Here is a 24981-nt window from a genome sequence, read left to right on the forward strand (position 1 = left end):
CCCGGTTGCGCCCCACCCCCTCGGTCCGCCGTCAGGTCAGCGTGGCCAGGACCCGACGCGGCGGCAGCTCACCGCGCAGGACCGCCTCCCGCAGCGCCGACCGGCGCGGCTTGCCGGACGTGGTCCGCGGAATCGCTCCCCGCTGCACCACCAGGACCGGCGCCGTCCGGGTCCCGAGCGCCTCGCTGACCGCCCGCCGCGCGGCGCGGGCCAACTCCGGGGCGGCCTGTCGCATCCGCGGGGAGATCTCCAGCACCAGCCCGAAGCGCTCACCGCCCTCGGCCCGGTGCTTGAACGCCGCGCAGCCCAGCAGCTCCGCGCCGCCCGAGGTGAGCGCCACCGCCTCGACGTCCTCGGCGAAGACGTTGTGGCCGGAGACAGAGGCCACGTCGGCCCGGCGACCGACCACGAACAACTCGCCGTCGCGCACGAAGGCCGCGTCGTCGGTGTCGAACGGCCCCGGCTCCCGCCGCTGGAAGCCGTCGGCCGTCCAGTAGCCCTCGAAGAGCCAGTCGGAGTCGAGCAGCAGGCTGCCCGGGGCCTCCCCGCCGGAAACGGTGTACCGGTTGCCGGGCAGCGGCGGGCCGAGCGAGACGTGCCCGTCGGGCCCGAGCACCGGACCACGGTCGCGCAGGGTGCAGGACACCCCGACCGTCCCCTCCGCCAGCCCGTACGCCGGCATGACGGCCTCCCACCGGAATCCGATCGGGCCGGCCACCTCGTGGAAGTCCAGCAGGTCCGACCAGACCACCCGCTCGGCGGCGTTCAGGCAGCAACGCATCGCCGACAGGTCCAGCCCCTGCGGGTACGGCACCCGGGAGGCGAGCCGGAAACCGAAGTTCGGCGCGCCGCTGACCGTGGCCCGCTCCTCCGCGAGCAGCCTCAGCCAGCGGCTCGGGTCCAGCACGAACGCCTTCGGGTCGGTGTGCGTCTGGGTGGTCCGGGCGTAGAGCGCCGAGCCGAAGAAGCACACGAAGCCGAGGTCGTGGTACAGCGGCAACCAGGTGGCCACCGTGTCCCGGGCGGGGTCGAGGTCGAAGCAGCGGCTGATCATCTTGACGTGTGCGGCGAAGGTGTCGCCGCGGACCGCGACCCCCTTGGGCGCGCCGATGCTGCCCGAGGTGAACTGCACCAGCGCCGTACGCGGAACGGCCGGCTCCGGGTCACCGACGCGCTCCTCACCCTGCAGGGCGGCGATCGGCAGAGCCCGGACCCGGGCGGTCAGCGGCGCCACGTCCGGCGCCTCGGTGAGGTGCAACCGGCACTCCATCGCGTCGAGCACCGCGCCGAACCGCTCCGCGTACCCCTCCCGGTTGCGCCGGGGTGCCGGCGGCAGCGAGACCAGGGTGCCGCCGGCGGCCCAGACCCCCAGCGCGGCGGTCACCGTCGGCAGGTCGTTGGCGAGAGTGACCGCCACCGGGTCCCCCGGACGCAGGCCGGCGGCCCGCAACCGGTGGGCGGCGGTGGCGATCCGCCGGGCCAGCAGGTCGTAGCTGGCCGAGTCGCGGGTGCCGTCGGCGGCGAGGAAGCTGACCACCGTCGACGACCCGTACGGCCGGACGATCTCTTCGAGGCTCAGGCCCGGCTCCGTGGCGTAGCTGTCGGGCCAGGTGACGGTAGGGGTGGGGGAGAGGTCGAGCTCGGTCATGGGGTCGCCAATCGTCGTCGAGGGCTACGGCGGGTCGGCCGGCCCCCGGTGCGGGGTGCCGGCCGGGACACCGGCTGCGCCCGCACGGCGGGCGCAGCCGGCACGACCTGGCGTCAGGCGGTCGCCCCCTCGGCCTCCAGTTCGGCCACGGCCCGCACGTCGGCCTCCTGGGCCCGCTCGATGATGTCGTGGACCCGTCGGTCCTCCCGGGCGCGTTCGAGCAGCGCCTCCTCGATGTAGGAGACGTGCCAGGCCTCGTCGCGGATGATGGCGCGCAGCGGACGCCGGACCGCCTGCGGCAGGTCCTCCTGTCCCACGTGCAGCTCGTACTCGGACAGGCCGCGCTGCTCCGACACCAGGGTCAGCGCCAGCATGTCGGTCAGCGTCCTGGGGATGCCGAAGTGCGCGGACAGACGCGCCTGGTAGGGCTGCGCCACCTCCACCACCTCACCGCCGAAGTCCTCGATCGCGCGGGTCCACAGCCAGGCGTGCACCGCCTCGTCGCGCAGGTGCCGCGACAGGTCGCTGCGCAGCCGAGCGGTGTCGGCGAGCCGGGCCATCCGCATGATGGCGCCCGCGCCGTGCACCTCCGCGGCGCGGTACTGGTTGAGGATCCACACCGGATCCTCGGGGTCGATGTGCCGGCCGGTGGCAGTGATCACGGGGTGGCCTCCTGGTGGGTCAGCGCATGCCCGATGTCCCCGATCGTGCGGAGGTCGGACAGGTCGGACATAGGAAGGTGGGTGCCGGTCTCGGTGTGCACGGCCGCGAGCAGCTCCGAGGCGTCCAGAGAGTCGAAACCCAGGTCCTCCACCAGGTTCGTCGCGGGGCTCAGGGCCCGGGCGTCCACCCCCCGGCCCCGGGCCACCAACCGGATGACCAGTTCCACCGCCTGTTGTTCGTCCATTGCACGCTCCCACCGGTCTGCCACACGCGGATACCTGTCGGCGTCCCGGTCCGGAGCGGACGGGCAGCCGCGTCCCGGACGCTAGGCCGGCCCCGGTGGCAGCGAACCCCCGGAAGAGGGACCCACTTCGTCGCGGCCGGCCGGGCGTGGCGGTCGGAGTGCCCGACCAGGCCCGGTCGGGGTACCGGATCGCGCCGACCCCCATCCGGGCGCGACCGCGCTCCGGCGCCGCCCGCGACCACGCGGAGCGCCACACCGGACGCCCCGATCAGGTACTGCGTCCTCACCGGACCCTCGGTCACAGTCGCGACATGCTCGGGTGCGAAGCGGTGATCGATCTTGCGGCCATCGGGCACAACGTCTCCGCGCTGTGCCGGCTACGCGCCGCGGAGGTGATGGCGGTCGTCAAGGCCGACGGGTACGGCCACGGCCTGGTCCCCGCCGCTCGGGCGGCCCTCGCCGGCGGCGCGACCTGGCTCGGCGTGGCGTACCTGCCGGAGGCGATGGCGTTGCGAGCCGCCGGGATCACCGCCCCGGTGCTGTGCTGGCTGCCCCGACCCGGCGAAGACCTCACCCCGGCCGTTCGGACCGGCGTCGACGTGTCCGTCTCCGACCGCTGGGTGCTCGACGAACTGCTCGCCGCCGCCCGCCGGACCGGACGGGCGGCCCGACTGCACCTCAAGGTCGACACCGGCTGCGCCCGGGCCGGTGCCATCCCGGCCCGCTGGCCGGAGCTGGTGCTCGCCGCCGGGAAGTCCGCCGGGGACGAGCTGGACGTCGTCGGCGTCTGGAGCCACCTGGCCAACGCCGACCAGCCGGGGCATCCGTCCATCGACCGGCAGGTGGCGCTCTTCGCCGAGGCGCTCGAGGTGGCCGTCGCCCACGGGATCACCCCCCGGCTACGCCACCTGGCGAACTCGGCCGCAGCGCTGGCCGCGCCGGCGACCGCCTACGATCTGGTCCGCGCCGGCATCGCCATCTACGGCGTCAACCCGCTGCCGGGACCACCCCCGGTGGAGCTCGTCCCGGCGATGACCCTGCGCGCCCCGGTGGTGCTGGCCCGCCAGGTGACGGCCGGCACACCGGTCTCCTACGGCCACGAGTACGTCACCACCCGGGAGACCACCCTCGCCCTGGTGGCCGCCGGGTACGCCGACGGCGTGCCCCGCGCCGCCGGGAACCGGGCGGAGGTCCTGCTCGCCGGGCGGCGCCGGCGGATCAGCGGGCGGGTCTGCATGGACCAGTTCGTGCTCGACGTGCCCGACGCGCCGGTGCTCGCCGGTGACCCGGTGGTCCTGTTCGGCCCCGGCACCGGGGGCGAGCCGACGCTCGTCGAGCTGGCTGCGGCCGTCGGCACCATCCCCAACGAACTGCTCACCCGGCTCGGGGCGCGGGTGCGCCGGGTCTACCGCTGACCGTCCCGGGGTCGCGTACCGGGCCTGCCCCGATCGGGCCGGTCGACCGGGCGGGCGGCGCGCGCCGATCGTCGTGGGCGTTGGTGGCTGTCCGCCGCGTCGGGACGGTGCGAGATTCACGGCCGGGCGTCGGCGGCGGCCCGCGCCGCCGACCGGGACGGAGAGGCGGTTCGCGGCGATGACCCTGCACCAGGACCAGCGCGCGGAGCCCGGGGGAGTCGTGCCGGCCCCGGCGGCCGTCGACTACGGCTCCTTCCTGCACCTGGACGCCCTGATGGCGGCGACCGAACCGGTGCCGGACCACCCCGACGGACGGTTCTTCGTGCTGGTGCACCAGGCGTTCGAGGTGTGGTTCGAGCTGATCCTGCACGAGCTGGTCGCCGCCCGCGCCGCCCTCTTCGCCGACGCCCTGCCCGACGCGCTGCACCGGCTGCGTCGGGTGGCCGCGGTGGACCGGCTGCTGGTGACCCAGCTCGACACCCTCGCCACCCTGACCCCTACCGGCTTCGCCGGCCTGCGCCCCCACCTGGGCAGCGCCAGCGGGTTCCAGTCCGTCCGCTACCGGGAGATCGAATACCTGTCCGGGCTGCGGCGCAGGGGACACGCCGGGGTGGCCGCTCCGGGCAGCGCCGGTGCCGCCCGGCTCGAGCGCCGGCTGCGCGAGCCGAGCCTCGGTGACGCCTTCCGGGTGGTGCTGCGCCGCCGGGGCGTCGACGACCCGGTCCGGTTGCTGCGCGACGGCCGCACCCACCGCGACCCGCTCGCCGTCGCCGAGGCGCTGCTCGACCACGACGAGGCGTGGGCGCTCTGGCGCTCCCGGCACGCCCTGGCGGTGGAGCGGCTGATCGGTCACCGGCCGGGCACCGGCGGCTCCACCGGCGTCGAGTATCTCCGGTCCCGCCGCGACGAACGGTTCTTCCCCGAGCTGTGGGAGATGCGGACCCGACTGTGACCGTCACCGTGGCCGCCCGGTCCGTCCCAACGGCTACCCGCCGGGCGGACGCCCGGCGGGTAGCCGTTCGGGCACCGCCGGCGGGCCCCGCCGGGACGTGCCCGGGCGGAGCCCCCGTCCGAGGGCGGCCGGGCCGCGCACCGGACGGCAACGTGACCCACGGGCGGCGCTGCGGCGACCGGCGCCGCAGCCGACGGCATCCGCCCCGACCGGCGCGGGCACGGCGGAGAGGGGACCTGATGAGTGAGACGCCGAGGCCCACCGCGCGGGCGGACCGGCCCGAACCGGCCGGTTGCGGGGCACCGCACGTCACCCTGGCCGCTCCCCGCCGACCCCGGCTGGTCTTCCTCTATCCCGGGCCGGCCGCCGCGGGCGCCGGCATGGGCCGAACTCCGTACGACGCCGAGCCGGCGGTCCGCGCCGAGGTCGACGCCGCGCTCGCCGCGTTGCCCGGACACCTCGACGACCGGGTCCGCGCGGCGCTGCTCGGCCCGCCGGGCCGGGTCGTGCCACCGGACTGCGCCGCCCCGGCGCTGTTCGTCCTGCAATACGCGCTGACCCGGCTGCTCGTCGCCGCCGGGCTGGCCCCCGACACCGTGCTCGGTTACGGCGTCGGTGAGGTCACCGCCGCCTGCGTGGCCGGGGTCCTCGACCCCGCCGACGCGCTGCACCTGGCGGTCGCGTACGGCCGGCTCAGCGCCGACCTGCCGCCAACCGCGACGATGACGGTCGGGCTGTCCGCCGTCGACGCGGCCCGCCAGTTGCCGCCCGAGGTCCGGCTGGTCGCCGTGGACACGCCAGAGTCCTGCGTGGTCGCCGGCCCCGGGCCGGAGCTGCGGCGGTGGGAACGCACCCTCGCCCAGCTGTACGTGACCTGCCACCGGCCGGCGGTGCCGGTCGCGGCGTACCCCGACGACGTGCCGTCCCGGCTCGGGCCGGTCGCCGCGGCGCTGACCGCGACCACGCCCCGCCCGCCGCGGCTCCGATGGCTCAGCACGGTCAGCGGGCGCCCGGTCAGCGCCGACGAGGCGGTCGACCGGGAGCACTGGCTGCGACTGCCCGGGCGACCCGTCCGCTTCGCCGAGGCGGCCGGGCAACTCGCCGACCGGGACGTGGCGGTGGAGGTGGGACCGGGCAGCACGCTGACCGCCCTGCTGCGCCATGTCACCCCGGACCTGCCGACACTGTCCGTCCTGTCACCGCGCCCCGAGGGCGGACCGACCGACCCGCGGCGTCACCCGGATCCCGTCGCGGCGGTGCGGGCGCTGCTCGCCGACCCCGCCTCCCGGCGGGACCGACCCCACCCGCCCGACCACACGCGAGCCGGCACGTCCCGGCCCGGGAGGAGAAAGTGATGGAGCTCGAGGGCATCGAGGACGTCTACGAGCTGTCCCCCATCCAGGAGGGGCTGCTGTTCCACAACCTGTACTCGCCGGGCAGCGGCATCTACCTGGAACAGGTCACCATGCGCATGCGCGGCCCGCTGGACGTCGACGCGTACCGGGCCGCCTGGCAGAGCATCGTCAACCGGCACGCGGTGCTGCGCACCAGCTTCCACTGGGAGGGCATCGACAAGGCCCTGCAGGTGGTGCATCGCGACGTCACGTTCCCGATCGAGGTGCTGGACTGGCGCGACGCGGACCCCGCCGAGCAGCGCGCCCGGTTCGCCCGGTTCGCCCACGACGACCGGATGACCGGCTTCGACTACGCCGAGGCCCCGCTGATGCGCGGGCGACTGATCCGCTTCGCCGACCAGGAGTGGGAGTTCTTCTGGAGCTTCTCCCACCTGCTCATGGACGGCTGGTCGTTCGGCCTGGCCTTCGCCGAGCTGACCACCCTCTACAACGCGTACGCCACCGGCGGCACCCCCGACCTGCCGCCGGCCCGCCCGTACCGGGCGTACCTGTCCTGGTGGGCCCAGCAGGACCGGTCGGCGACGGAGACCTTTTGGCGGGAACACCTCGCCGGCTACACCGCCCCCGACGCCCTGGAACTGGGCCTGGGCCCGACGGAGACGGCGCCGGTAGACGAACCCACCCACGCCGTGCTGCCGACGCCGCAGTTGCTGGAGCAGATCCCCGCGCTGACCGCCTTCGCCCGCGAGCACGGCCTCACCCTCAACACCGTCATGCAGGGCGCCTGGATGCTCGTGCTCAGCCGCCACCTGGGCCGCGCCGACGTCCTCGCCGGCTCCACCGGCACCCAGCGACCGGCGACGCTGACCGGCAGTGAACGCATCATGGGGCCGATGCTGGCCACCATGCCGGTGCGCGCCCGGGTCCGCGACGACGCCCCGCTCATCGACTGGCTGCACGAGTTGCAGACCGACATGGCCCAGGCCCGCGAGCACGCCGACATCTCCCTGACCGACCTGCGCCGGCTTGCCGACCTGCCGGGCAACCGCCCCCTCTTCGAACTGGACCTGGCCTTCGAGAACGTGCCCGTGCCCGACCTGGGGCTGCACGGCGTCGAGTTGGTGGAGTCCACCTACGACGGCCGTCCGCACTTCCCGATCACGATGATCGTCATGCCGGGGGAGGCCATGCCGGTGCCCCGCCTGGTCTACGACCGGACCCGGTTCACCGAGACCGCGGTGCGCCGGCTCGTCGACCAGTTCACCACGACCCTGACCAACATGACCCGCTACCCGGGCCTGCGGCTGGGCGACATGGACATCGTGCCCACCGAGCAGTGGCGTCAGGTCCTGCTGGACTGGAACAGCACCGAAGCACAGCCGGTCGCCGCGCTGCCCGAGCTGTTCGCCCGCTCGGCCACCGCCACGCCCGACGCCACCGCGGTGGTCTGCGCCGGACAGCGGCTCAGCTACGCCGAACTCGCCGCCCGGGCCAACCGGCTCGCCCACCACCTGCGCGCGAACGGGGTACGCCCCGGCGACCGGGTCGGGTTGTGCCTGCACCGGTCGGTGGAGACCGTGATCGGGGTGCTCGGGGTGCTCACCGCCGGGGCCGCGTACGTGCCGCTGGACCTGGGCCACCCGGCCGAACGGATGCGCTGGATCCTCGCCGACGCCGGCGCGAGTGTGCTGGTGACCCACCGGGCGGCGGCCGACGTCGTACCCGAGTTCGCCGGGCGGGTGGTCGACCTGGACGCCGAGGCCGACGCCATCGCGGCCCGCCCGGCCGACCCGCCGCCGGACGGCCCCGCCCCGAACGACGTCGCCTACCTGATCTACACCTCCGGTTCCACCGGCCACCCGAAGGGAGTGCTGGTCAGCCACGCCAACGTGGCCCGGCTGGTGGCCGGGGCGGGCACCCGGATGGAGCTGACCGGCGACGACGTGTGGAGCATGGTCCACTCGTACGCCTTCGACGTGTCGGTGTTCGAGATGTGGGGCGCGTTCGCCACCGGCGCCCGGCTCGTGGTCGTGCCCCACGAGGCGGTACGCGACCCGGAGGCGCTGCTGACCCTGCTCGCCGCCGAGCGGGTCACCGTGTTCAGCCAGACCCCGTCGGCGTTTCGCCAGTTCATGCCGCCGGCCCTGGCCGAGGGCGCGCCCCGGCTGCCGCTGCGCTACGTGATCTTCGCCGGGGAGTACCTGGACATCCCGGCCCTCACCCCCTGGGTCGACCGGTACGGCGACGAGCAACCTCACCTGGTCAACATGTACGGCATCACCGAGACCACGGTGCACTCCACCTACCGGCGGATCACCCGGGCCGACCTCACCGGCCCGGTCCGCAGCAACATCGGCCGACCCCTGCCCGACCTGCGGATCTACCTGCTCGACGAGCGCGGCATGCCGGTGCCGCCGGGAATGCGGGGCGAGATCCACGTCGCGGGCGCCGGGGTCGCGCTCGGCTACCGGAACCTGCTCGACCTGACCGCCGCCCGCTTCCTGCCCGACCCGTACGCCGGCGAGGGCGAGCAGCGCATGTACCGCTCCGGCGACCTGGCCCGGTGGACCGACGACGGCGAGCTGGAGTTCCTCGGTCGCGCCGACCAGCAGGTCAAGATCCGCGGCTTTCGCGTCGAACCGGGCGAGATCGAGGCGGTGCTGCGGGAGCGGCCGGAGATCGCCGACGCCGTGGTGCTGCCCCGCGACATCGCCGGGGACACCCGGCTGGTGGCCTACCTGGTGCCGGCGGACGGGGCGACCGTGCTGGACGCCGAGGTGACCGCCGGGCTGCGCGCCCTGCTGCCGGAGTACATGGTCCCCGCCCACCTCGTCACCCTGGACCGGTTCCCGCTCACCCCGAACGGCAAGACCGACCGGGCCGCGCTGCCCGGCTTCGACGGGGCCCGCCCCGACCTCGACCGGGAGTACGTCGCGCCGCGCACCCCCACCGAGGAGGCGGTGGCGGCGGCGTGGCGGGAGATGCTCGGCGTGGAGAAGGCCGGGGCGCACGACGACTTCTTCGCCCTCGGTGGACACTCCCTGCTCGCCACCCGGGTCGCGTTCAAGCTGCGCGGCAGCCTCGGTGTGGAGGTACCCGTCCGCGCGGTCTTCGACCACCCCGTCCTGGAGCGGCTGGCCACCGCGATCGACGACCTGGCGCAGCGCCCGGGCGCCGCCGCGCCGGTGATCACCCGCCAACCCCGGCTGGCCCAGCGGGTCTGACCCCGACGGCCCGCGCGTCCCGGCCGACGCGCGGGCCCCGCACCGTCCGTGCCACCACAGCGAGGAGTGTCCGCGTGAGCGTCGATGACAACCCGGTCAGCACCCGGGAGGCGTACCTGCTGCCGGCGTCGTACGGGCAGCGCCGACTCTGGTTCCTGGACCTGCTCGAACCCGGCAGCGCCGCGTCGTACACCGAACACGGGGCGCTGCGCGTCACCGGGGAGCTGGACGTGGACGCCCTCGGCGCGGCGGTGGCCGCCATGGTCCGCCGGCACGAGACCCTGCGCACCGGGCTGGTCCTCGTCGACGGCGAACCCGTGCAGGCCGTCACCACCGAGCTGACCGTCGAGGTGGAGCAGGTCGACGCCACCGGCCGGGTCCCCACCGGCGCGGACACCGCCACCGTGCACGCCGCCCTGGCCGCAGAGATCCGCGAACTGCTGCGCCGCCCGTTCGACCTGACCCGCCCGCCGCTGTTCCGGGTGGTGCTCTACCGCCTCGGCCCGGCCGACCAGGTGCTCGTCGTGGCCTTCCACCACGCCGTCTACGACCAGTGGTCCGGCGCGGTCTTCGTCCGGGAACTGCTGGCCTGCTACGACGCCGCCCTGGCCGGGGTGCCACCGGCGCTGCCCGAGCTGCCGGTGCAGTACGGCGACTTCGCCGCCTGGCAACGCCAGTGGGTCGGTGGCGACGAGGAGGCCGGGCAACTCGACCACTGGCAGCGGCGACTGGCCGGCCTGCCGCCGCTGAATCTGCCCACCGATCACCCCCGGCCGAGCACCCAGACCTTCGACGGCGGCACCGTCGAGACGGTCCTCCCCGCCGAGCTGGTCGCCGCCCTGGAACGGCGGGGCCGCGACCACCAGGCCACCCTGTTCATGACCGTGCTGACCGGCTTCGCCGCGGTGCTGGCCCGGCACTCCGGGCAGGACGACCTCGCCGTCGGCACCCCCGTCGCCGGGCGCCGCGCGCCCGAACTGGAACACCTGGTCGGCTTCTTCGTCAACAACCTGGTGCTGCGCATCGACGCGAGCGCCGACCCGGGCTTCGCCGAGCTGCTCGACCGGGTCCGTGGCACCTGCCTGGACGCCTATGCCCACGCTGACGTGCCGTTCGAGCGGGTGGTGGAGCGGGTGCGCCCGGAGCGGGACCTGGCCCGCAGCCCGCTGTTCCAGGTGATGTTCGTCTTCGGCAACGTGCCACTGCCCGCGCTCACCGCCACCGGGTTCACCGCCGAACTGTTCCGGGTCGACCCGGGGACCGCCAAGTTCGACCTCTTCGTCACCTGCGTGCCCCGCGCCGACGGCGCCCTGACCGTCACCGTCGAGCACAACACCGCGCTGTTCGACCCGCACACCGCCCGGCGGCTGCTGGCCCACCTGCGCCAGGTGCTCGACGCGGTGGTCGCCGACCCGCACCGGCCACTGTCCGCGCTGCCGCTGCTCACCGACGCCGAGCGCGAGCTGCTCGTCGACCGGGGGCGCGGGCCGCGGCGGGAGCTGCCCGCCGAAAGCCTGCCCGCCCTGGTCGCCGCCCGGGCCGCCGCCCACCCCGAGCGCACCGCGGTGACCGGCGTCTCCGGCCGGCTCGGCTACGCCGACCTGGTCCGTCGCGCCCAGCGCATCGCCGCCGCCCTGCACGCCGCCGGGGTACGCCCCGGGCAGCTCGTCGGCGTGGCCGTGGACCGCGACGTCGACCTGCCGGCGGCGCTGCTCGGCGTCCTCGGCGCCGGGGCGGCGTACCTGCCGGTGGACCCGGCGCTGCCGGCCGAGCGGCTGCGCTTCGTGCTCGCCGACGGCGACGCCGCGCTGGTGCTCGCCGACGCGGCGAGCGCCGACGCCCTTCCCGACGGCCCGCCGGTGCTGCGCCTCGACGACGACCTGCCGGACGCCGCCGACTGGCCGGCGCGGCCCGGGCCGGACGACCTGGCCTACGTCATCCACACCTCCGGCTCCACCGGAACGCCGAAGGGCGTCGCGGTGCCGCACCGGGCCCTGGTCAACCTGCTGACCACCCTCGCCGAGCGCCCCGGCCTCGACGGGGACACCGTGCTGGCCGCGGTCACCACGCTCTCGTTCGACATCGCCGCCCTGGAACTGCTCGGCCCGCTGCTCGTCGGCGGCCGGGTCGACGTGGTGCCCCGCGCCGTCGCCGCCGACGGGCCCCGGCTCGCCGCCCACCTGGCCGAGGCCGGGGCGACCGTGGTGCAGGCCACCCCGGCCACCTGGCGGCTGCTGCTGGCCGCCGGCTGGCGCCCCGGCCCCGGCTTCGCCGTCTGGTGCGGCGGCGAGGCGTTCCCGCCCGACCTGGCCCGCGCCCTGACCGGCACGGGCGCCGCCGTGTGGAACCTGTACGGGCCGACGGAGACGACCGTCTGGTCGGCCGTGCACCGGGTGTCCGGTGAGGAGGACCCGGTGCCGCTGGGATCGCCGGTGGCGAACACCGAACTGCTGGTGGTCGACCGGGCGGGACGCCGGACCCCGCTCGGGGTGCCGGGGGAACTGTGGATCGGCGGCGCGGGCGTGGCGGCCGGGTACCTGCGGCGCGACGAGCTGACCCGGCACCGGTTCGTGCCGCACCCGGAGACGCCGGGCGCCCGGGTGTACCGCACCGGGGACGTGGTCCGCTGGCGGCCGGACGGCCGGCTGGAGTTCCTGGGCCGGCTGGACTTCCAGGTGAAGGTGCGCGGGCACCGGATCGAGCCGGGGGAGATCGAGTCGGTGCTGCGCGCCGACCCGCGGGTGCGCGACACGGTGGTGGTGGTACGTGAGGACACCCCCGGCGACCAGCGGCTGGTGGCGTACCACGTGGGTGACGCCGAGCCCGACGCGCTGCGTGACGCCTGCGTCGCCCGGCTGCCCGGCTACATGGTCCCGGCGACCTTCGTGGCGCTGCCGGCGCTGCCGCTCACCGCGAACGGCAAGGTGGACCGGCGTGCCCTGCCCGCCCCCGACCCCGCTCAGCACGCCGGACGCTACGAGCCGCCGCGCGGCGCCGTGGAGGACCGACTCGCGAGGATCTTCGCCGTCGTGCTCGGCCTGGACCGGGTCGGCCGCGACGACGACTTCTTCGCCCTCGGCGGGCACTCCCTGCTCGCCACCGCACTGGTCGGGCGGATCGCCGCCGACCTGGACGTCGAGGTGCCGGTCCGCGCGGTCTTCGCCCAACCCACCGTCGCCCGCCTCGCCGCCGTGCTCGACCTGGCCGGCCCGCCCGGCTCCCCGCAGCTCACCCCGGCGTCCCGAGCATCCGACGCCGACGGCCTTCTCCGGCTCCCCGCCTCCTTCCAGCAGCGCCGGGTGTGGTTCCTCGCCCAGTTCGAGCCGGACACCGCCGCCGCGTACCACCTGCACGGCGGGCTGCGGCTGCGCGGCCGGCTCGACACCGACGCGCTGCGCGCCGCGCTCGCCCTGGTGGTCCGCCGGCACGAGACGCTGCGCACCGGGTTCGCGGCGGTGGACGGCGATCCGGAGCAGGTGATCCACCCGCACGTGCCGACCCCGCTGTCCGAGGTGGACCTGACCGGGGCCGCGGACCGCGACGCGGCCCTGGCCGACCTGCTCCGCGACGCCGCCACCCGCCCGTTCGACCTGACCGCCCCGCCGTTGCTGCGGGTGGTGCTGGCCACCCTCGACGACGACGACGCCGCGCTGCTGGTCACCCTGCACCACGCGGTCGGCGACCGGCTGGCCGTGGAGGCGCTGACCACCGAGCTCTCCGGCGCGTACACCGCGCTGGCGGCCGGCGCGCAACCGGCGCTGCCCGACCTGCCGGTCCAGTACGGCGACTACGCCGTCGCCCAGCAGCGCTGGGCCGGCGGCCCCGCCGAGCGGCGCCAGCTCGAACACTGGCGACGCCAGCTCGCCGACCTGCCGGTGCTGGACCTGCCCACCGACCGGCCGCGCCCGGCGGTACAGACCTACCGCGGCGCCACCCGCACCGCGCAGCTCCCGGCCGGCCTCGTCGCCGACCTCACCACCCTCGCCGCCGGGCGCGGCGGCACCCTGTTCATGGCCCTGCTCGCCGGCTACGCGCTCACCCTGTCCCGGTACGCGCGCACCCTCGACGTGCCGGTCGGCTCCCCGGTCTCCGGCCGGTACCGTCCCGAGCTGGAGCCGTTGATCGGCTACTTCACCAACAACCTGGTGCTGCGGACCGACCTCACCGGCGACCCGACGGTGGGGGAGCTGCTGGACCGGGTCCGCGACACCTGCCTGGACGCCTACGCCAACGCCGACGTGCCGTTCGAGCGGCTGGTGGAACGGCTGCGCCCGGACCGCGACCTCGCGCACAGCCCGCTGTTCCAGGTGATGTTCATCGCCGCGCCGCTGCCGACCCCGTCGCTGCGCCTCGGCGACGTTGCCGCCGCGCCGCTGCGCGCCCCGGACAGCGCCGCCAAGTACGACCTGACCCTCACCGTCTTCCCCGCCGGCCCCGACACCACCGCCCAGCAGGTGGTCGCCGAGTACAACACCGACCTCTTCGACGCCGCGACGGTGGACCGGCTGCTCGCCCACTACCGGTTGGTCCTCGACGCCCTCACCGCCGACGTCGACCGCAGGCTCTCCGCGCTGCCGGCGCTGCCCGCCGAGGAACGGGCCCGCCTCACCACCTGGGGCACCGGAGTCCGGCCGCCGGTGCCGGCGACCAGCCTCGACCGGTACGTCACCGTCCGGTTCCCGGCGTTCGCCGACCGGACCGCGGTCGCCGACGAGGCCGGGTCGCTGACGTACGCGCAGCTCGACGTCCGCGCCCACCAGCTCGCCCAGCACCTGCGCGCCCTCGGCGTGACCCGTGGCGACCGGGTGGCGCTCTTCGCCGAGCGCGGCTGCGACGTGCTGGTCGCGCTGCTCGGCGTGCTCCGCGCCGGGGCCGCCTACGTCCCCGTCGACGTGGCCTTCCCGGCGGATCGGGTGGCGTTCATCCTCACCGACTCCGGCGCCTCGGCGGTGCTCACCCAGGCCGACCTGGCCCACCTGCTGCCCGAGCTGCCCGAGTCGGTCGCGGTGGTCCGGCTGGACGCCGACCGCACGGCGATCGCCGCCCGCCCGACCGATCCGCTGCCCGACGGGCCCGGCCCCGACGACCTGGCGTACCTGATCTACACCTCCGGCTCCACCGGCCACCCGAAGGGCGTGGCGCTGCCGCACCGGCCGGTGGTGAACTTCCTGCTCAGCATGATGCGCGAGCCCGGGCTGACCGGCGTCGACGTGGTCGGCGCGGCCAACACCCTCTCCTGTGACATGCCGGTCCTCGACGTCTACCTGCCGCTGCTGGTCGGCGCGCGCATCGAGATGATCCCGCACGCCACCGTCGTCGACGGCGAGCGGCTGGCGCAGCGGCTGCGTCGCAGCGGGGTCACCTACCTCCAAGGCACCCCGACCACCTGGCGGCTGCTCCAGCAGGCCGGCTGGCGGCCACCGGACGGGTTCACCGCCCTGGCCGGGGCGGAGCGGGTCCCCGCCGACCTGGCGCACTGGCTGCACGTCGCAGGCGCACGCGTCTGGCACCTCTACGGGCCCACCGAGACGACGGTGTGGTCGACGGTGCACCGCGTCCGTGGTGGGGAGGACCCCCTGCCGTTGGGCGGGCCGGTGGCGAACACCGAACTGCTGGTGGTCGACGACGCCGGCCGGCGGGTGCCGGTGGGCGTGCCGGGGGAGCTGTGGATCGGTGGCGCGGGCGTGGCGGCCGGGTACTGGCGGCGCGAGGAGCTGACCGCGGTGAAGTTCGTCGCCCACCCGGAGGTGCCGGGCGCCCGGGTGTACCGGACCGGGGACCTGGTGCGCTGGCGGGGCGACGGCACGCTGGAGTTCCTGGGCCGGATCGACTTCCAGGTCAAGGTCCGCGGCCACCGCATCGAACTGGGCGAGATCGAGTCGGTGCTGCGCGCCGATCCCCGGGTACGCGACGCGGTGGTGGTGGTCCGCGAGGACACCCCGGGCGACCAGCGGCTCGTCGGCTACGCCGACCTGCACCACCCGGACGACACCGACCGCACCGGCCTGGTCGCCGCGCTGCACGCCGCCTGCCGTGAACGGCTGCCCGACTACATGGTGCCGTCGGCGCTGGTGCTGCTCGACGCGCTGCCGCTGACCGCCAACCGCAACAAGGTCGACCGGGCGAAGCTGCCCGCCCCGGACGGGCTGCGCCCGGACGTCGGCGCGTACGCCGCGCCCCGCGGGACGGCCGAGCAACACCTCGCCGCGATCTTCGCCGACGTGCTCGGCCTGGACCGGGTCGGCCGCGACGACGACTTCTTCGCCCTCGGCGGGCACTCCCTGCTCGCCACCCGGGTGGTCGCCCGCATCCGCGACGCCGTGGCGGTGGACCTGCCGGTGCGGGCGGTCTTCGCCACCCCGACGGTGGCCGGCCTGGCCGCCGCCCTGCCGCAGGGCACGCCCACCGGCGCGCCGGCGAGCACGACGCCGGCCGGGGACGCCACCGCGCCGCCGATCCCCGCGCAGTTCCGGATGCCGCAGGTCGGCGGCGACCTCGCCGGCCGGTACGTGCTGCCCGCCTCCTCCGGTCAGCGCCGGCTCTGGTTCCTCGCCCAGCTCGATGCCGGCGGCGCGGGCGCGTACACGGTCGACGGCGCGGTGCGGCTGACCGGGCCGCTGGACCGGGAGGTGCTGCACGCCGCACTGAACGCCGTGGTGGCCCGGCACGAGACGCTGCGCACCTCGCTGCACGAGACCGACGGTGAACCGGTGCAGGTCATCGCGCCCGCCCTCACCGTGCCGCTGGAGGTGACCGAGCTGGCCGACCCGGGCCGGCTCGACGAGACCCTCACCGCCCTCTCCGGCGTCCCGTTCGACCTGCGCAGCGCGCCACTGCTGCGGGTCACCCTGATCCGGGTCGACGCCGCGCAGCACGTGCTGCACCTGGCCCTGCACCACGCGATCTGCGACCGCTGGTCGGTGCAGGTCCTGGCCCGCGACCTGGTCGCCGCGTACGCCGCCGGCACGGACAGCGCCGCCCCGGCCGCCCTGCCGATCCAGTACGGCGACTACGCGGCCTGGCAACGGCAGTGGAGCACCGGCCCGGAGGCGGCCGCGCAGCTGGCGTACTGGCGGCAGCGCCTCGCCGGACTGCCGGCGCTGGAGCTGCCGACCGACCGGCCCCGCCCCGCCACCCGCGCCTGGCGCGGTGACCTGCGCTGGCACCGGATCCCCGCCGACCTGGTCGCCCGGGTCACCGACGCCGCCCGGCGTCGCTCGGCCACACCGTTCATGGTGGGCCTGGCCGCCTGCCAGCTGATGCTCGCCCGCTACAGCGGGCAGCGGGACTTCGCGGTCGGCTCACCGGTCGCCGGCCGCTCCCGCACCGAACTGGAGGGCCTCGTCGGGTTCTTCGTCAACAACCTGGTGCTCCGCGCCGACCTCGACGGGGACCCGACCGTCGGTGAGCTGCTCGACCGGGTGCGCGCCGCCTGCCTGGACGCGTACGCGCACGCCGACGTCCCCTTCGACCAGCTCGTCGAAGAGCTGCGCCCGGCCCGCGACCGGGCCCAGACCCTGCTGTTCACCGTGCTGTTCGCGGCGCAGAACACCCCGCCGGCCGCCCGGTCGATGGGCCCGGTCGAGGTGACCCCCGTCGACCTGCGCCCCGGCACCACCCAGTTCGACCTGTCGATCATGCTGGTGCCCGACCCCGACGGCGGTGACCTGCGGCTGCGCGTCGAGTACGACACGGAGCTCTTCGACGCCGTCACCGTGGACCGGATGGCCGACCAGTTCCGCCTGCTCCTCGCCGAGCTGGCCGGCGACCCGGCCCGCCCGGTGCGCGACCTCGCCGCCCTCACCGACGACGAGCGCCGGCTGCTGCTCGACGAGTGGGTGCGGCAGCACCCGCAGCCCGACCGTCCCGGCCTCGCGGCGTGGTTCCGTGAGCAGGCCGCCCGGACGCCCGACGCGGTGGCCGCCGAATGCGGCGACGACCGGCTCAGCTACGCCGGGTTGCTGGCCCGGGCGGCCGGCCTGGCCCGGCGGCTGCGGGCCGCCGGGGTCCGCCGCGGCGACCGGGTCGGCATCCACCTCGACCGTACCCTCGACCTGCTCGTCGCGGTGCTCGGTGTGCTGGACGCCGGTGCCGCCTACGTGCCGCTGGACCCCGGCTGGCCGGCCGCCCGGATGAGCTACGTCCTCGACGACGCCGGAGTGCGGGCGCTGGTCGCGGTGGTGCCGCCGCCCGGCTTCACCGGCCCCGTCCTCGCCCCGACCGGTGAGCCCGCCGAGCCGGAACCGACGGCGGACGAACCCGCCGGACCGGACGACGTCGCGTACCTGATCTACACCTCCGGTTCCACCGGCCGTCCGAAGGGGGTGATGGTCACCCACCGCAACGTGGCCCGGCTGGTCACCGCCGCGGCCACCCGCTTCGCGTTCCGACCCGACGACGTGTGGAGCATGTTCCACTCGGTCGCCTTCGACGTGTCGGTCTTCGAGATGTGGGGGGCGTGGCTCACCGGCGCCCGGGTGGTGATGGTGCCCTACCTGGCCGCCCGCGAGCCCGCCGAGCTGCGGGCGCTGCTGGCCCGGCACCGGGTCACCGTCCTCAGCCAGACCCCCACCGCGTTCCGCCAGCTCGCCGCCGCCGACGCCGTCGAGCCGCAGCGGTTGACCGCGCTGCGCTACGTGGTCCTCGCCGGGGAGGCCCTCGACGTGCCGGCGCTGACCGGCTGGTTCGACCGGTACGGCGACGACCACCCCGAGCTGATCAACATGTACGGCACCACGGAGACCACCGTGCACGCCACCTTCCACCGGGTCCACGCCACCGAGCTGGCCGAACCCGGCCGGCACCGGGTCGGTCGGCCCCTGCCCGATCTGCGGATCGTGCTGCTCGACCCGGACGGGCGGCCGGTGCCGCTCGGCGCGCCGGGCGAGGTCGCCATCGCAGGCCCGGGCGTCTCCCTCGGCTACGCCGGCCGGCCCGAGCTGACCGCCGAGCGTTTCGTCGCCAGCCCGTACGCCGGTCTCGACGGCCGGCTCTACCGCACCGGCGACCTGGCCCGCTGGCTGCCCGACGGCTCACTGGACTTCCTCGGCCGCGCCGACGCGCAGGTGAAGATCCGCGGCTTCCGGGTCGAGCCGGGCGAGGTGCAGGCGGTGCTCCGGGAGCACCCGGACGTCGCCGACGCGGTGGTGGTGGCCCGGGCCGGCCGCGCCGACGACACCGAACTCGCCGGCTACGTGGTGCCCCGCCCGGGCGCCGACCCGTCGCCGGGCGACCTGCGCGCGCACGCCCGCCGGCTGCTGCCCGAGTACCTGGTGCCGGCCAGCCTCACCCTGCTCGACGCGCTGCCCCGTACCGGCAACGGCAAGCTCGACCTGCGGGCCCTGCCCCGGCCCCGGCGTGGCGGCGACGAGGCCGGCCACGTCGCCCCCCGCGACCAGGTGGAGGCCACCCTGGCCGACATCTGGCGGCAGGTGCTCGACGTCGACGACGTCGGCGTGCACGACGACTTCTTCGACCTCGGTGGACACTCGCTGCTGGCGACCCGGGCGATGAGCCGTGCCCGCACCGCCCTGCACGTCGACGCCGGGGTGCGGGACCTGTTCGACCGGCCCACCGTCGCCGGGCTCGCCGAGCGGCTCCGCCACCGGCTCGGCGGCACGGGCACCGAGCCCTTGCCGACCGCGACGCCTCGCGACGGGCTGCTGCCCGCCTCCCCGGCCCAGCGCCGGCTCTGGCTGCTGCACCAGCTCGACCCGGACAGCGCCGGGGCGTACGTCATCGGCAGCGCGGTACGGCTGCGCGGCCCGCTGGATGCGGCGGCGCTGCACGCCGCCTTCGCCGACGTGGTCGCCCGGCACGAGGCGCTACGGACCAGCTTCGACACGGTGGACGGCGAACCCGCCCAGCGGATCCACCCCGCGTCGGACGTGCCGATGCAGCAAATCGACCTGAGCGGTGACCCGGTCGCGCTCGCCGCGCTCACCCGGGAGCGGCTCACCGCGCCGTTCGACCTCGCCGAGGCGCCGCTGGTCCGCACGACCCTGCTCCGGGTCGCCGACGACGAACACCACCTGCTGCTGGCCCTGCACCACGCGGTCGGCGATCAGTGGTCCACCCAGGTGATCGTCCGCGACCTGGTCGCCGCGTACCGGGCCCGGGTCGCCGGGGACACCGTCGACCTGCCGGCCCCGCAGCTCCGCTACGCCGACGTGGCGGCCTGGCAACGCGACCGGCTGGACCGCGGCGACCTCGACGAGGACCTGCGCTGGTGGACCGACCGGCTGACCGGGCTGCCGGTGCTGGACCTGCCGACCGACCGGGTCCGCCCGGCCACCCGCCACCACCGGGGCGGCCAGCGGGAGGCCGGAGTGCCGGCGGGGCTCGTCGACCGGTTGACCGAGGTGGGGCGCCGCCACGACGCCACCGCGTTCATGGTGGCGCTCGCCGCCTACCAGCTCATGCTCTCCCGGTACGCCGGGCAGACCGACTTCGGTGTCGCCGTACCGGTGTCGGGGCGGGACCGGCCGGAGACCGAGGATCTGGTCGGCTTCTTCGCCAACACTGTGGTGCTCCGCGCCGACCTGGCCGGCGAGCCGGGAGTCGGTGAGCTGATCGGTCGGGTCCGGCAGACGTGCCTGGCGGCGTACGCCCGCGCGGAAGCGCCGTTCGACGTGCTGGTGGAACGGCTCGGCCAGGCCCGCGACCTGTCCCGTACCCCGCTGGCACAGGTCGGCTTCGCACTGGTGGAGCGGGTCGCCGCCGGCGACCGGGAGTTCGCCGGGGTGCGCGCCGAGCCGCTGCCGTTCGACCCGGGCACCGCCAAGACCGACCTCACCGTGACCCTGGTCCCCACCGACGACGGCGGCTGGCGGCTGCTCGCCGAGTACGACGTCGACCTGTTCGACCCGGCGACCGTGGACCGGATGCTGGCCCACCTGCGCATGCTGCTGGCCGAGTTCGCCCAGGACCCGCAGCGGCAGGTCACCGCGCTGCCGGACCTGCCCGCCGAGGAGGCCACCCAGCTGGAGTCGTGGGGGCGGGGCCCGGTGCGGGAGCTGCCGGACGCGACCTGGCCGCAGCTGTTCGCCCGCCAGGTCGCCGCCACCCCGGACCGGCCCGCCGTGCTCTTCGGCGCCGAGACGGTCACCTACGCCGAGCTGAACGCCCGGGCCAACCGGCTCGCGCACCGGCTGGTCGAGCTGGGTGTCGGGGCGGACGTGCTGGTCGGGGTGCTCGTGGAGCGGTCCGTGGAGATGGTCGTCGCGGTGCTCGCCGTGCTCAAGGCCGGCGGCGCGTACGTGCCGATCGATCCCGCCTACCCGGCCGACCGGGTGGCGTTCATGCTCGCCGACTCCGGCGCGCCGGTACTGCTCACCCGGTCCGGTCGCGCCGACGCGCCGAGCGGGACCACCGCCACCGTGATCGCGGTGGACGCCGCCGACCTGGCCGCGCTGCCCGAGGATGACCTGCCCCGCCGCAGCGGCCCCGACGACCTGGCCTACGTCATCTACACCTCGGGCTCCACCGGCACCCCGAAGGGGGTGGCGGTGACCCACCGGTCGGTGACGAACCTCTGGTTGACCCGCTACCTGGCCGGGTTGCACGAGGAGAGCCGGGTGCTCCAGTTCGCCCCGTTCAGCTTCGACGTCTCCGTCTTCGAGATGGTGATCTCCCTGCTCGGCGGGGTGCCGCTGGTGGTGCCCGCCGCGCAGGACCTGGCCGGCGGGGTGGAGATCGTCGGCCTGATCAACCGGCAGCGGGTCACCTTCACCTTCATGCCGCCGTCCCTGCTGGCCCACCTCGACCCGGAGCACCTGCCCACGGTGGAGGTGCTCGGCTCCGGCGGCGAGGACTGTCCCGCCGAGGTCGCCGAGCGGTGGGGCGGCCGCAAACGCTTCCTGATCGGGTACGGCCCGACCGAGGCCACCGTCTACGCCACGGTCACCGACGAGATCGTCGGCGGCGGGCACCCGCCGATCGGCCGTCCCGTGGTCAACACGGTCCTGCGGGTGCTCGACGAGCGGCTGCGCCCCCGCCCGATCGGCGTCCCCGGGGAGCTGTACATCGGCGGGGCGGGGCTGGCCCGCGGCTACCTGCACCGCCCGGAGCTGACCGCGGCGGCCTTCGTCACCCACCCGGCGACCGGGGAGCGGCTGTACCGCAGCGGCGATCTGGTCCGCTACCTGCCCGACGGCAACCTGGAGTTCCTCGGCCGCCTCGACGACCAGGTGAAACTGCGTGGCTTCCGGATCGAGCTGGGTGAGATCGCGGCGGCGCTGCGCGGCGCGCCGGGGGTGGCCGAGGCGGTGGCCGTGGTCCGGGAGGACCGCCCGGGGGACAAGCGGCTGGTCGGCTACGTCGTCCCCGCCTCGGACGCCCCCGACGACGGCCTGGTCCGCGCCGCCCGTGCCGCCGTCGCCGAGCGGCTGCCGCAGTACATGGTGCCGGCCGCCGTGGTGTCGCTGCCCGCCCTGCCGCTCACCCCGAACGGCAAGGTGGACCGCCGGGCGCTGCCGGCCCCGGCCGGACCGGTCGGCGAGAGCGGGTACGTGCCGCCGCTCACCCCGACCGAGCACCGGCTCACCCGGCTGGTCGCCGAGGCCCTCGGCGTGGAACGGGTCGGCCTGGACGACGACTTCTTCGCCCTCGGCGGGCACTCGCTGCTCGCGGCCCGGCTGCACGCCACCATCCGCCGGCTCTGGGGTGTCGACCTGCCCGTGCGGGTCCTGTTCGAACGCTCCCGGATCGGGGCGCTCGCCGACCTGCTCGACGAGCAGGGCAGCATCGACGTGGCCGCCGCCGAGGCGCAGCACGCGGCAGCGCTGCGCGCCGACGTGGCGCTGCCCGACGACGTCCGGCCGGTCGGCGCACCCCGGTTCACCGAGCGGCCCGGCACCGTGCTGCTCACCGGCGCCACCGGGTTCCTCGGGGCGTACCTGCTGCGGCAGCTCGCCGAGGCCGGGACCACCGTGCTCTGTCTGGTGCGCGGCGCCGACGAGGCGGACGCGCACCGCCGGCTCGTGGCGCAGCTGCGCCGCTACCGCTGCTGGCGCGAGGAGTGGACGGACCGGGTCCGGGCGTTCCCCGGTGACCTGGCCGCGCCCCGCCTCGGCCTCACCCCGGACCGGTTCACCGCGCTGGCCCGCGAGGTGGACGAGATCTACCACTGCGGCGCGGTGGTGCACTTCCTGCGCCCGTACGCGATGCTCCGCGACGGCAACGTGACCGGCACGGTGGAGATCCTGCGCCTGGCCACCCTGGACCGGCCGGTGCCGGTGCACTACGTCTCCACCATGTCGGTCTTCGGTGGGCTCGCCGCGACCGACGCCGACCCCGCCACCGCGGTGCTGCGCGAGGACGAGCTGCCGGACGTTCCGCCGCCGGCCACCGACACCGGCTACAACCACAGCAAATGGGTCGCCGAGCAGGTGGTGGCGCTGGCGCGGGCCCGGGGCGTCCCGGTCACCGTCCACCGGCCGGGCCGCATCGCCGGGGACACCCGCACCGGCACCTGGCGCGCCGACGACCTGGTATGCCAGGTGATCCGGGCCTGCGTGGCCACCGGAACGGTCCCCGACACCGGGCTCGCCACCGACCTGGTGCCGGTCGACCACCTCGCCGCCGCGATCACGGCGCTGGCCCGACGCCCGGAGGCGCTGGGCCGGACCTTCCACTTCGCCCTCGACGCGAAGGTGCCGCTGGTGCTGCTGGCCGACACCCTCGCCGACCGGGGCTGGCCGGTGCGCCGGGTGCCGCTCGCCGAGTGGTACGACGCCGTCGCCGCCGCCGCTCGTGCCGGCGACGACGGGCTCGGCCCGGTGCTCGCCATGTACGCGCCGCTGGCCGAGGGACGGGTCACCGGTGCCGGCGAGCCCACCTTCGACGACCGCAACACCCGGGAGCTGACCGGTGACCTGCTGCCACCGCCCCGGGTCGACACCGCCCTGCTCGGCCGCTACCTCGACGCGCTGGTCGCCGACGGGTTCCTGCCACCGCCGCCCGGCGCGAGCGCCGATACGCCGGCAGACGGCCCGAGCCACCCGGACGAAGGGAGCACCGATGGTTCCGCGTAGGCCGATCGTCGTCGCCGGGGCGGGGGTGGGCGGCCTGACCACCGCGCTCGCCCTGGCCCGCCACGGCCTCCCGGTCGAGGTGTACGAGCGCCGCACCGCCGAGGAGATCCGCACCGCGCCGGGCAGCGGGTTGACGCTGTGGAGCAACGCCTCGACCCCGCTGGGCTGGCTGGGTCTCGGGGCCCGGCTGCTGGCCGCCGCCGAGCGGGTGGTGGAGATCCGCAACTTCGACTCCCGGGGGCGGATGCGGTTCGCCATGCGCACCCACCCGTACATCCATGCCGACGCGCTGCCGTCGTTGTCCGTCGGGCGGATGGACCTGGCGGACATCCTGCTGGCCGCCTGCGCCGAACGGGGCGTGCCGGTGCACCACGGCCGTCGGGTGACCGGGTACCGGCAGACCGCCGACGGCGTGGAGGTGCAGGTCGACGGCGGCGTGGTGACCGGGGCGGCGCTGGTCGGCGCGGACGGGGTCCGCTCCACCGTGCTGCGCCGGCTGCGCGGCGACGTGCCCGCGGTCTACCTGGGCCGCAGCACCTACCGTGGGGTGTGTGCCGGCACCCAGGGCCTGGTCCCCGAGGTGCCGTTGCTGTTCCACGACGAGAGCACCCGCATCGGCGGGGGCGTCTACCCGATCGGCGGGGACCGGGCCGCGTGGACGCTGTCCTGGCACGCCCCGGCGGGGCAGCGCGAGCAGCCCGGCGGGGAGCGGGAGCACGCCGTCCGGCTCGCGCAGATGCTGCCGCCGGTGCTGCGTGACCGGGTCGCCCGGACCCCCACCGAGGCGATCATCCGGACCGACATCTGGTACCACGAGTGGCACGAGACCTGGGGCGACGGGCCGGTCACCCTGGTCGGGGACGCCGCCCACGCCATGCCCAACGACCTCGGCCAGGGCGCCTGCCAGGCGGTCGAGGACGGCGTCGTGCTCGCCGACGCCCTGGCCGCCGGTGACCTCGGCACCCCGGCCGGTGTCGCCGCCGCGCTGCGCGACTACGAGCGCCGCCGCCTCGACCGGGTGAAGTGGGTACGCCAGCAGTCCGTGCAGGTCGCCACCGCCGCCGAGCCGCGTACCGCGCTGGGCCGCTGGGCGATGGGCAGGCTCACCCGCCTCTACCTCGCCGTGGCCGAGAAGGGCATGTGGCAGCGGATGCAGCAGCCCCCCGAACTGACCGTCCACCCCACCCCCGTCGCCTCCTGAACGCCGATGGCCCCGGTCGCCGACCGGGGCCATCGGCGCCTCGGTCCGGGGTGCCCGACCGGGTACCCCGGCGGGGTGGGAGGTGCGGGCGGGACGGAGGGTGCCCGGGCGGACGGCCCGTTGGAGGGCCGTTCGGCAACGCCGCCGTTGGCACGGTGGGAGAGCCCCGTGAGATCACCGGCCCTCCGGCGCGGCTGCCCGCCGCCGTCACGCCGACGGGGCAGCGACCGCGCCGGACCGACCGAC

General features: G+C 75.7%; 9 protein-coding genes. 6 read left to right on the plus strand and 3 right to left on the minus strand.

Going from position 1 to position 24981, the window contains the following annotated elements; genetic code table 11:
- Positions 1–31: 31 nt before the first annotated feature.
- The 3 genes from ACPFP2_RS20910 to ACPFP2_RS20920 all read right to left on the minus strand — a co-directional run bounded on the left by ACPFP2_RS20910 (position 32) and on the right by ACPFP2_RS20920 (position 2555).
- Positions 32–1648 carry an AMP-binding protein gene (locus ACPFP2_RS20910; protein WP_424090856.1) on the minus strand — a complete coding sequence of 539 codons (1617 nt, stop codon included), beginning with the start codon at positions 1646–1648 and terminating at the stop codon, positions 32–34.
- 113 nt (positions 1649–1761) lie between these two features.
- Entirely contained in the window at positions 1762–2310 is a 549-nt protein-coding gene (locus tag ACPFP2_RS20915; protein ID WP_424090857.1) for a ferritin-like domain-containing protein, read from the minus strand.
- Positions 2307–2555, minus strand: coding sequence for an acyl carrier protein (locus tag ACPFP2_RS20920; protein ID WP_424090858.1), 249 nt, complete (start codon positions 2553–2555; stop codon positions 2307–2309). The genes ACPFP2_RS20915 and ACPFP2_RS20920 overlap by 4 nt, the downstream gene beginning before the upstream one ends.
- Positions 2556–2866: 311 nt before the next feature.
- Between ACPFP2_RS20920 and alr the strand changes: the two genes are divergently transcribed.
- From alr to ACPFP2_RS20950, 6 genes are all read left to right on the plus strand, one after another.
- Positions 2867–3970: an alanine racemase gene (gene alr, locus ACPFP2_RS20925; RefSeq protein ID WP_424090859.1), complete on the plus strand. Its 1104-nt coding sequence runs from the start codon at positions 2867–2869 to the stop codon at positions 3968–3970.
- 178 nt (positions 3971–4148) lie between these two features.
- On the plus strand, positions 4149–4922 hold the full coding sequence (locus tag ACPFP2_RS20930) for a tryptophan 2,3-dioxygenase family protein (RefSeq protein WP_424090860.1): 774 nt from the start codon (positions 4149–4151) through the stop codon (positions 4920–4922).
- A gap of 239 nt (positions 4923–5161) precedes the next feature.
- Positions 5162–6277 carry an acyltransferase domain-containing protein gene (locus ACPFP2_RS20935; RefSeq protein WP_424090861.1) on the plus strand — a complete coding sequence of 372 codons (1116 nt, stop codon included), beginning with the start codon at positions 5162–5164 and terminating at the stop codon, positions 6275–6277.
- A complete protein-coding gene (locus ACPFP2_RS20940) occupies positions 6277–9501 on the plus strand; it encodes an amino acid adenylation domain-containing protein (protein ID WP_424090862.1) in 3225 nt (1074 codons plus the stop codon). The genes ACPFP2_RS20935 and ACPFP2_RS20940 overlap by 1 nt, the downstream gene beginning before the upstream one ends.
- A gap of 74 nt (positions 9502–9575) precedes the next feature.
- Complete coding sequence (locus ACPFP2_RS20945; protein ID WP_424090863.1) at positions 9576–23534, plus strand: amino acid adenylation domain-containing protein; 13959 nt, start codon at positions 9576–9578, stop codon at positions 23532–23534.
- On the plus strand, positions 23521–24735 hold the full coding sequence (locus ACPFP2_RS20950) for an FAD-dependent oxidoreductase (protein ID WP_424090864.1): 1215 nt from the start codon (positions 23521–23523) through the stop codon (positions 24733–24735). Before ACPFP2_RS20945 ends, ACPFP2_RS20950 begins: the two co-directional genes overlap by 14 nt.
- Positions 24736–24981 lie beyond the last annotated feature (246 nt).

It is taken from the genome of Micromonospora citrea (genome assembly GCF_049629545.1).
GTDB lineage: Bacteria > Actinomycetota > Actinomycetes > Mycobacteriales > Micromonosporaceae > Micromonospora > Micromonospora citrea_A.

Bases quoted from the DNA above. Each gene is read 5' to 3' on its own strand.
- ACPFP2_RS20910 (WP_424090856.1), bottom strand. From the start codon at position 1,648: ATGACCGAGCTCGACCTCTCCCCCACCCCTACCGTCACCTGGCCCGAC.
- ACPFP2_RS20920 (WP_424090858.1), bottom strand. From the start codon at position 2,555: ATGGACGAACAACAGGCGGTGGAACTGGTCATCCGGTTGGTGGCCCGG.
- alr (WP_424090859.1), top strand. From the start codon at position 2,867: ATGCTCGGGTGCGAAGCGGTGATCGATCTTGCGGCCATCGGGCACAAC.
- ACPFP2_RS20930 (WP_424090860.1), top strand. From the start codon at position 4,149: ATGACCCTGCACCAGGACCAGCGCGCGGAGCCCGGGGGAGTCGTGCCG.
- ACPFP2_RS20935 (WP_424090861.1), top strand. From the start codon at position 5,162: ATGAGTGAGACGCCGAGGCCCACCGCGCGGGCGGACCGGCCCGAACCG.
- ACPFP2_RS20940 (WP_424090862.1), top strand. From the start codon at position 6,277: ATGGAGCTCGAGGGCATCGAGGACGTCTACGAGCTGTCCCCCATCCAG.
- ACPFP2_RS20950 (WP_424090864.1), top strand. From the start codon at position 23,521: ATGGTTCCGCGTAGGCCGATCGTCGTCGCCGGGGCGGGGGTGGGCGGC.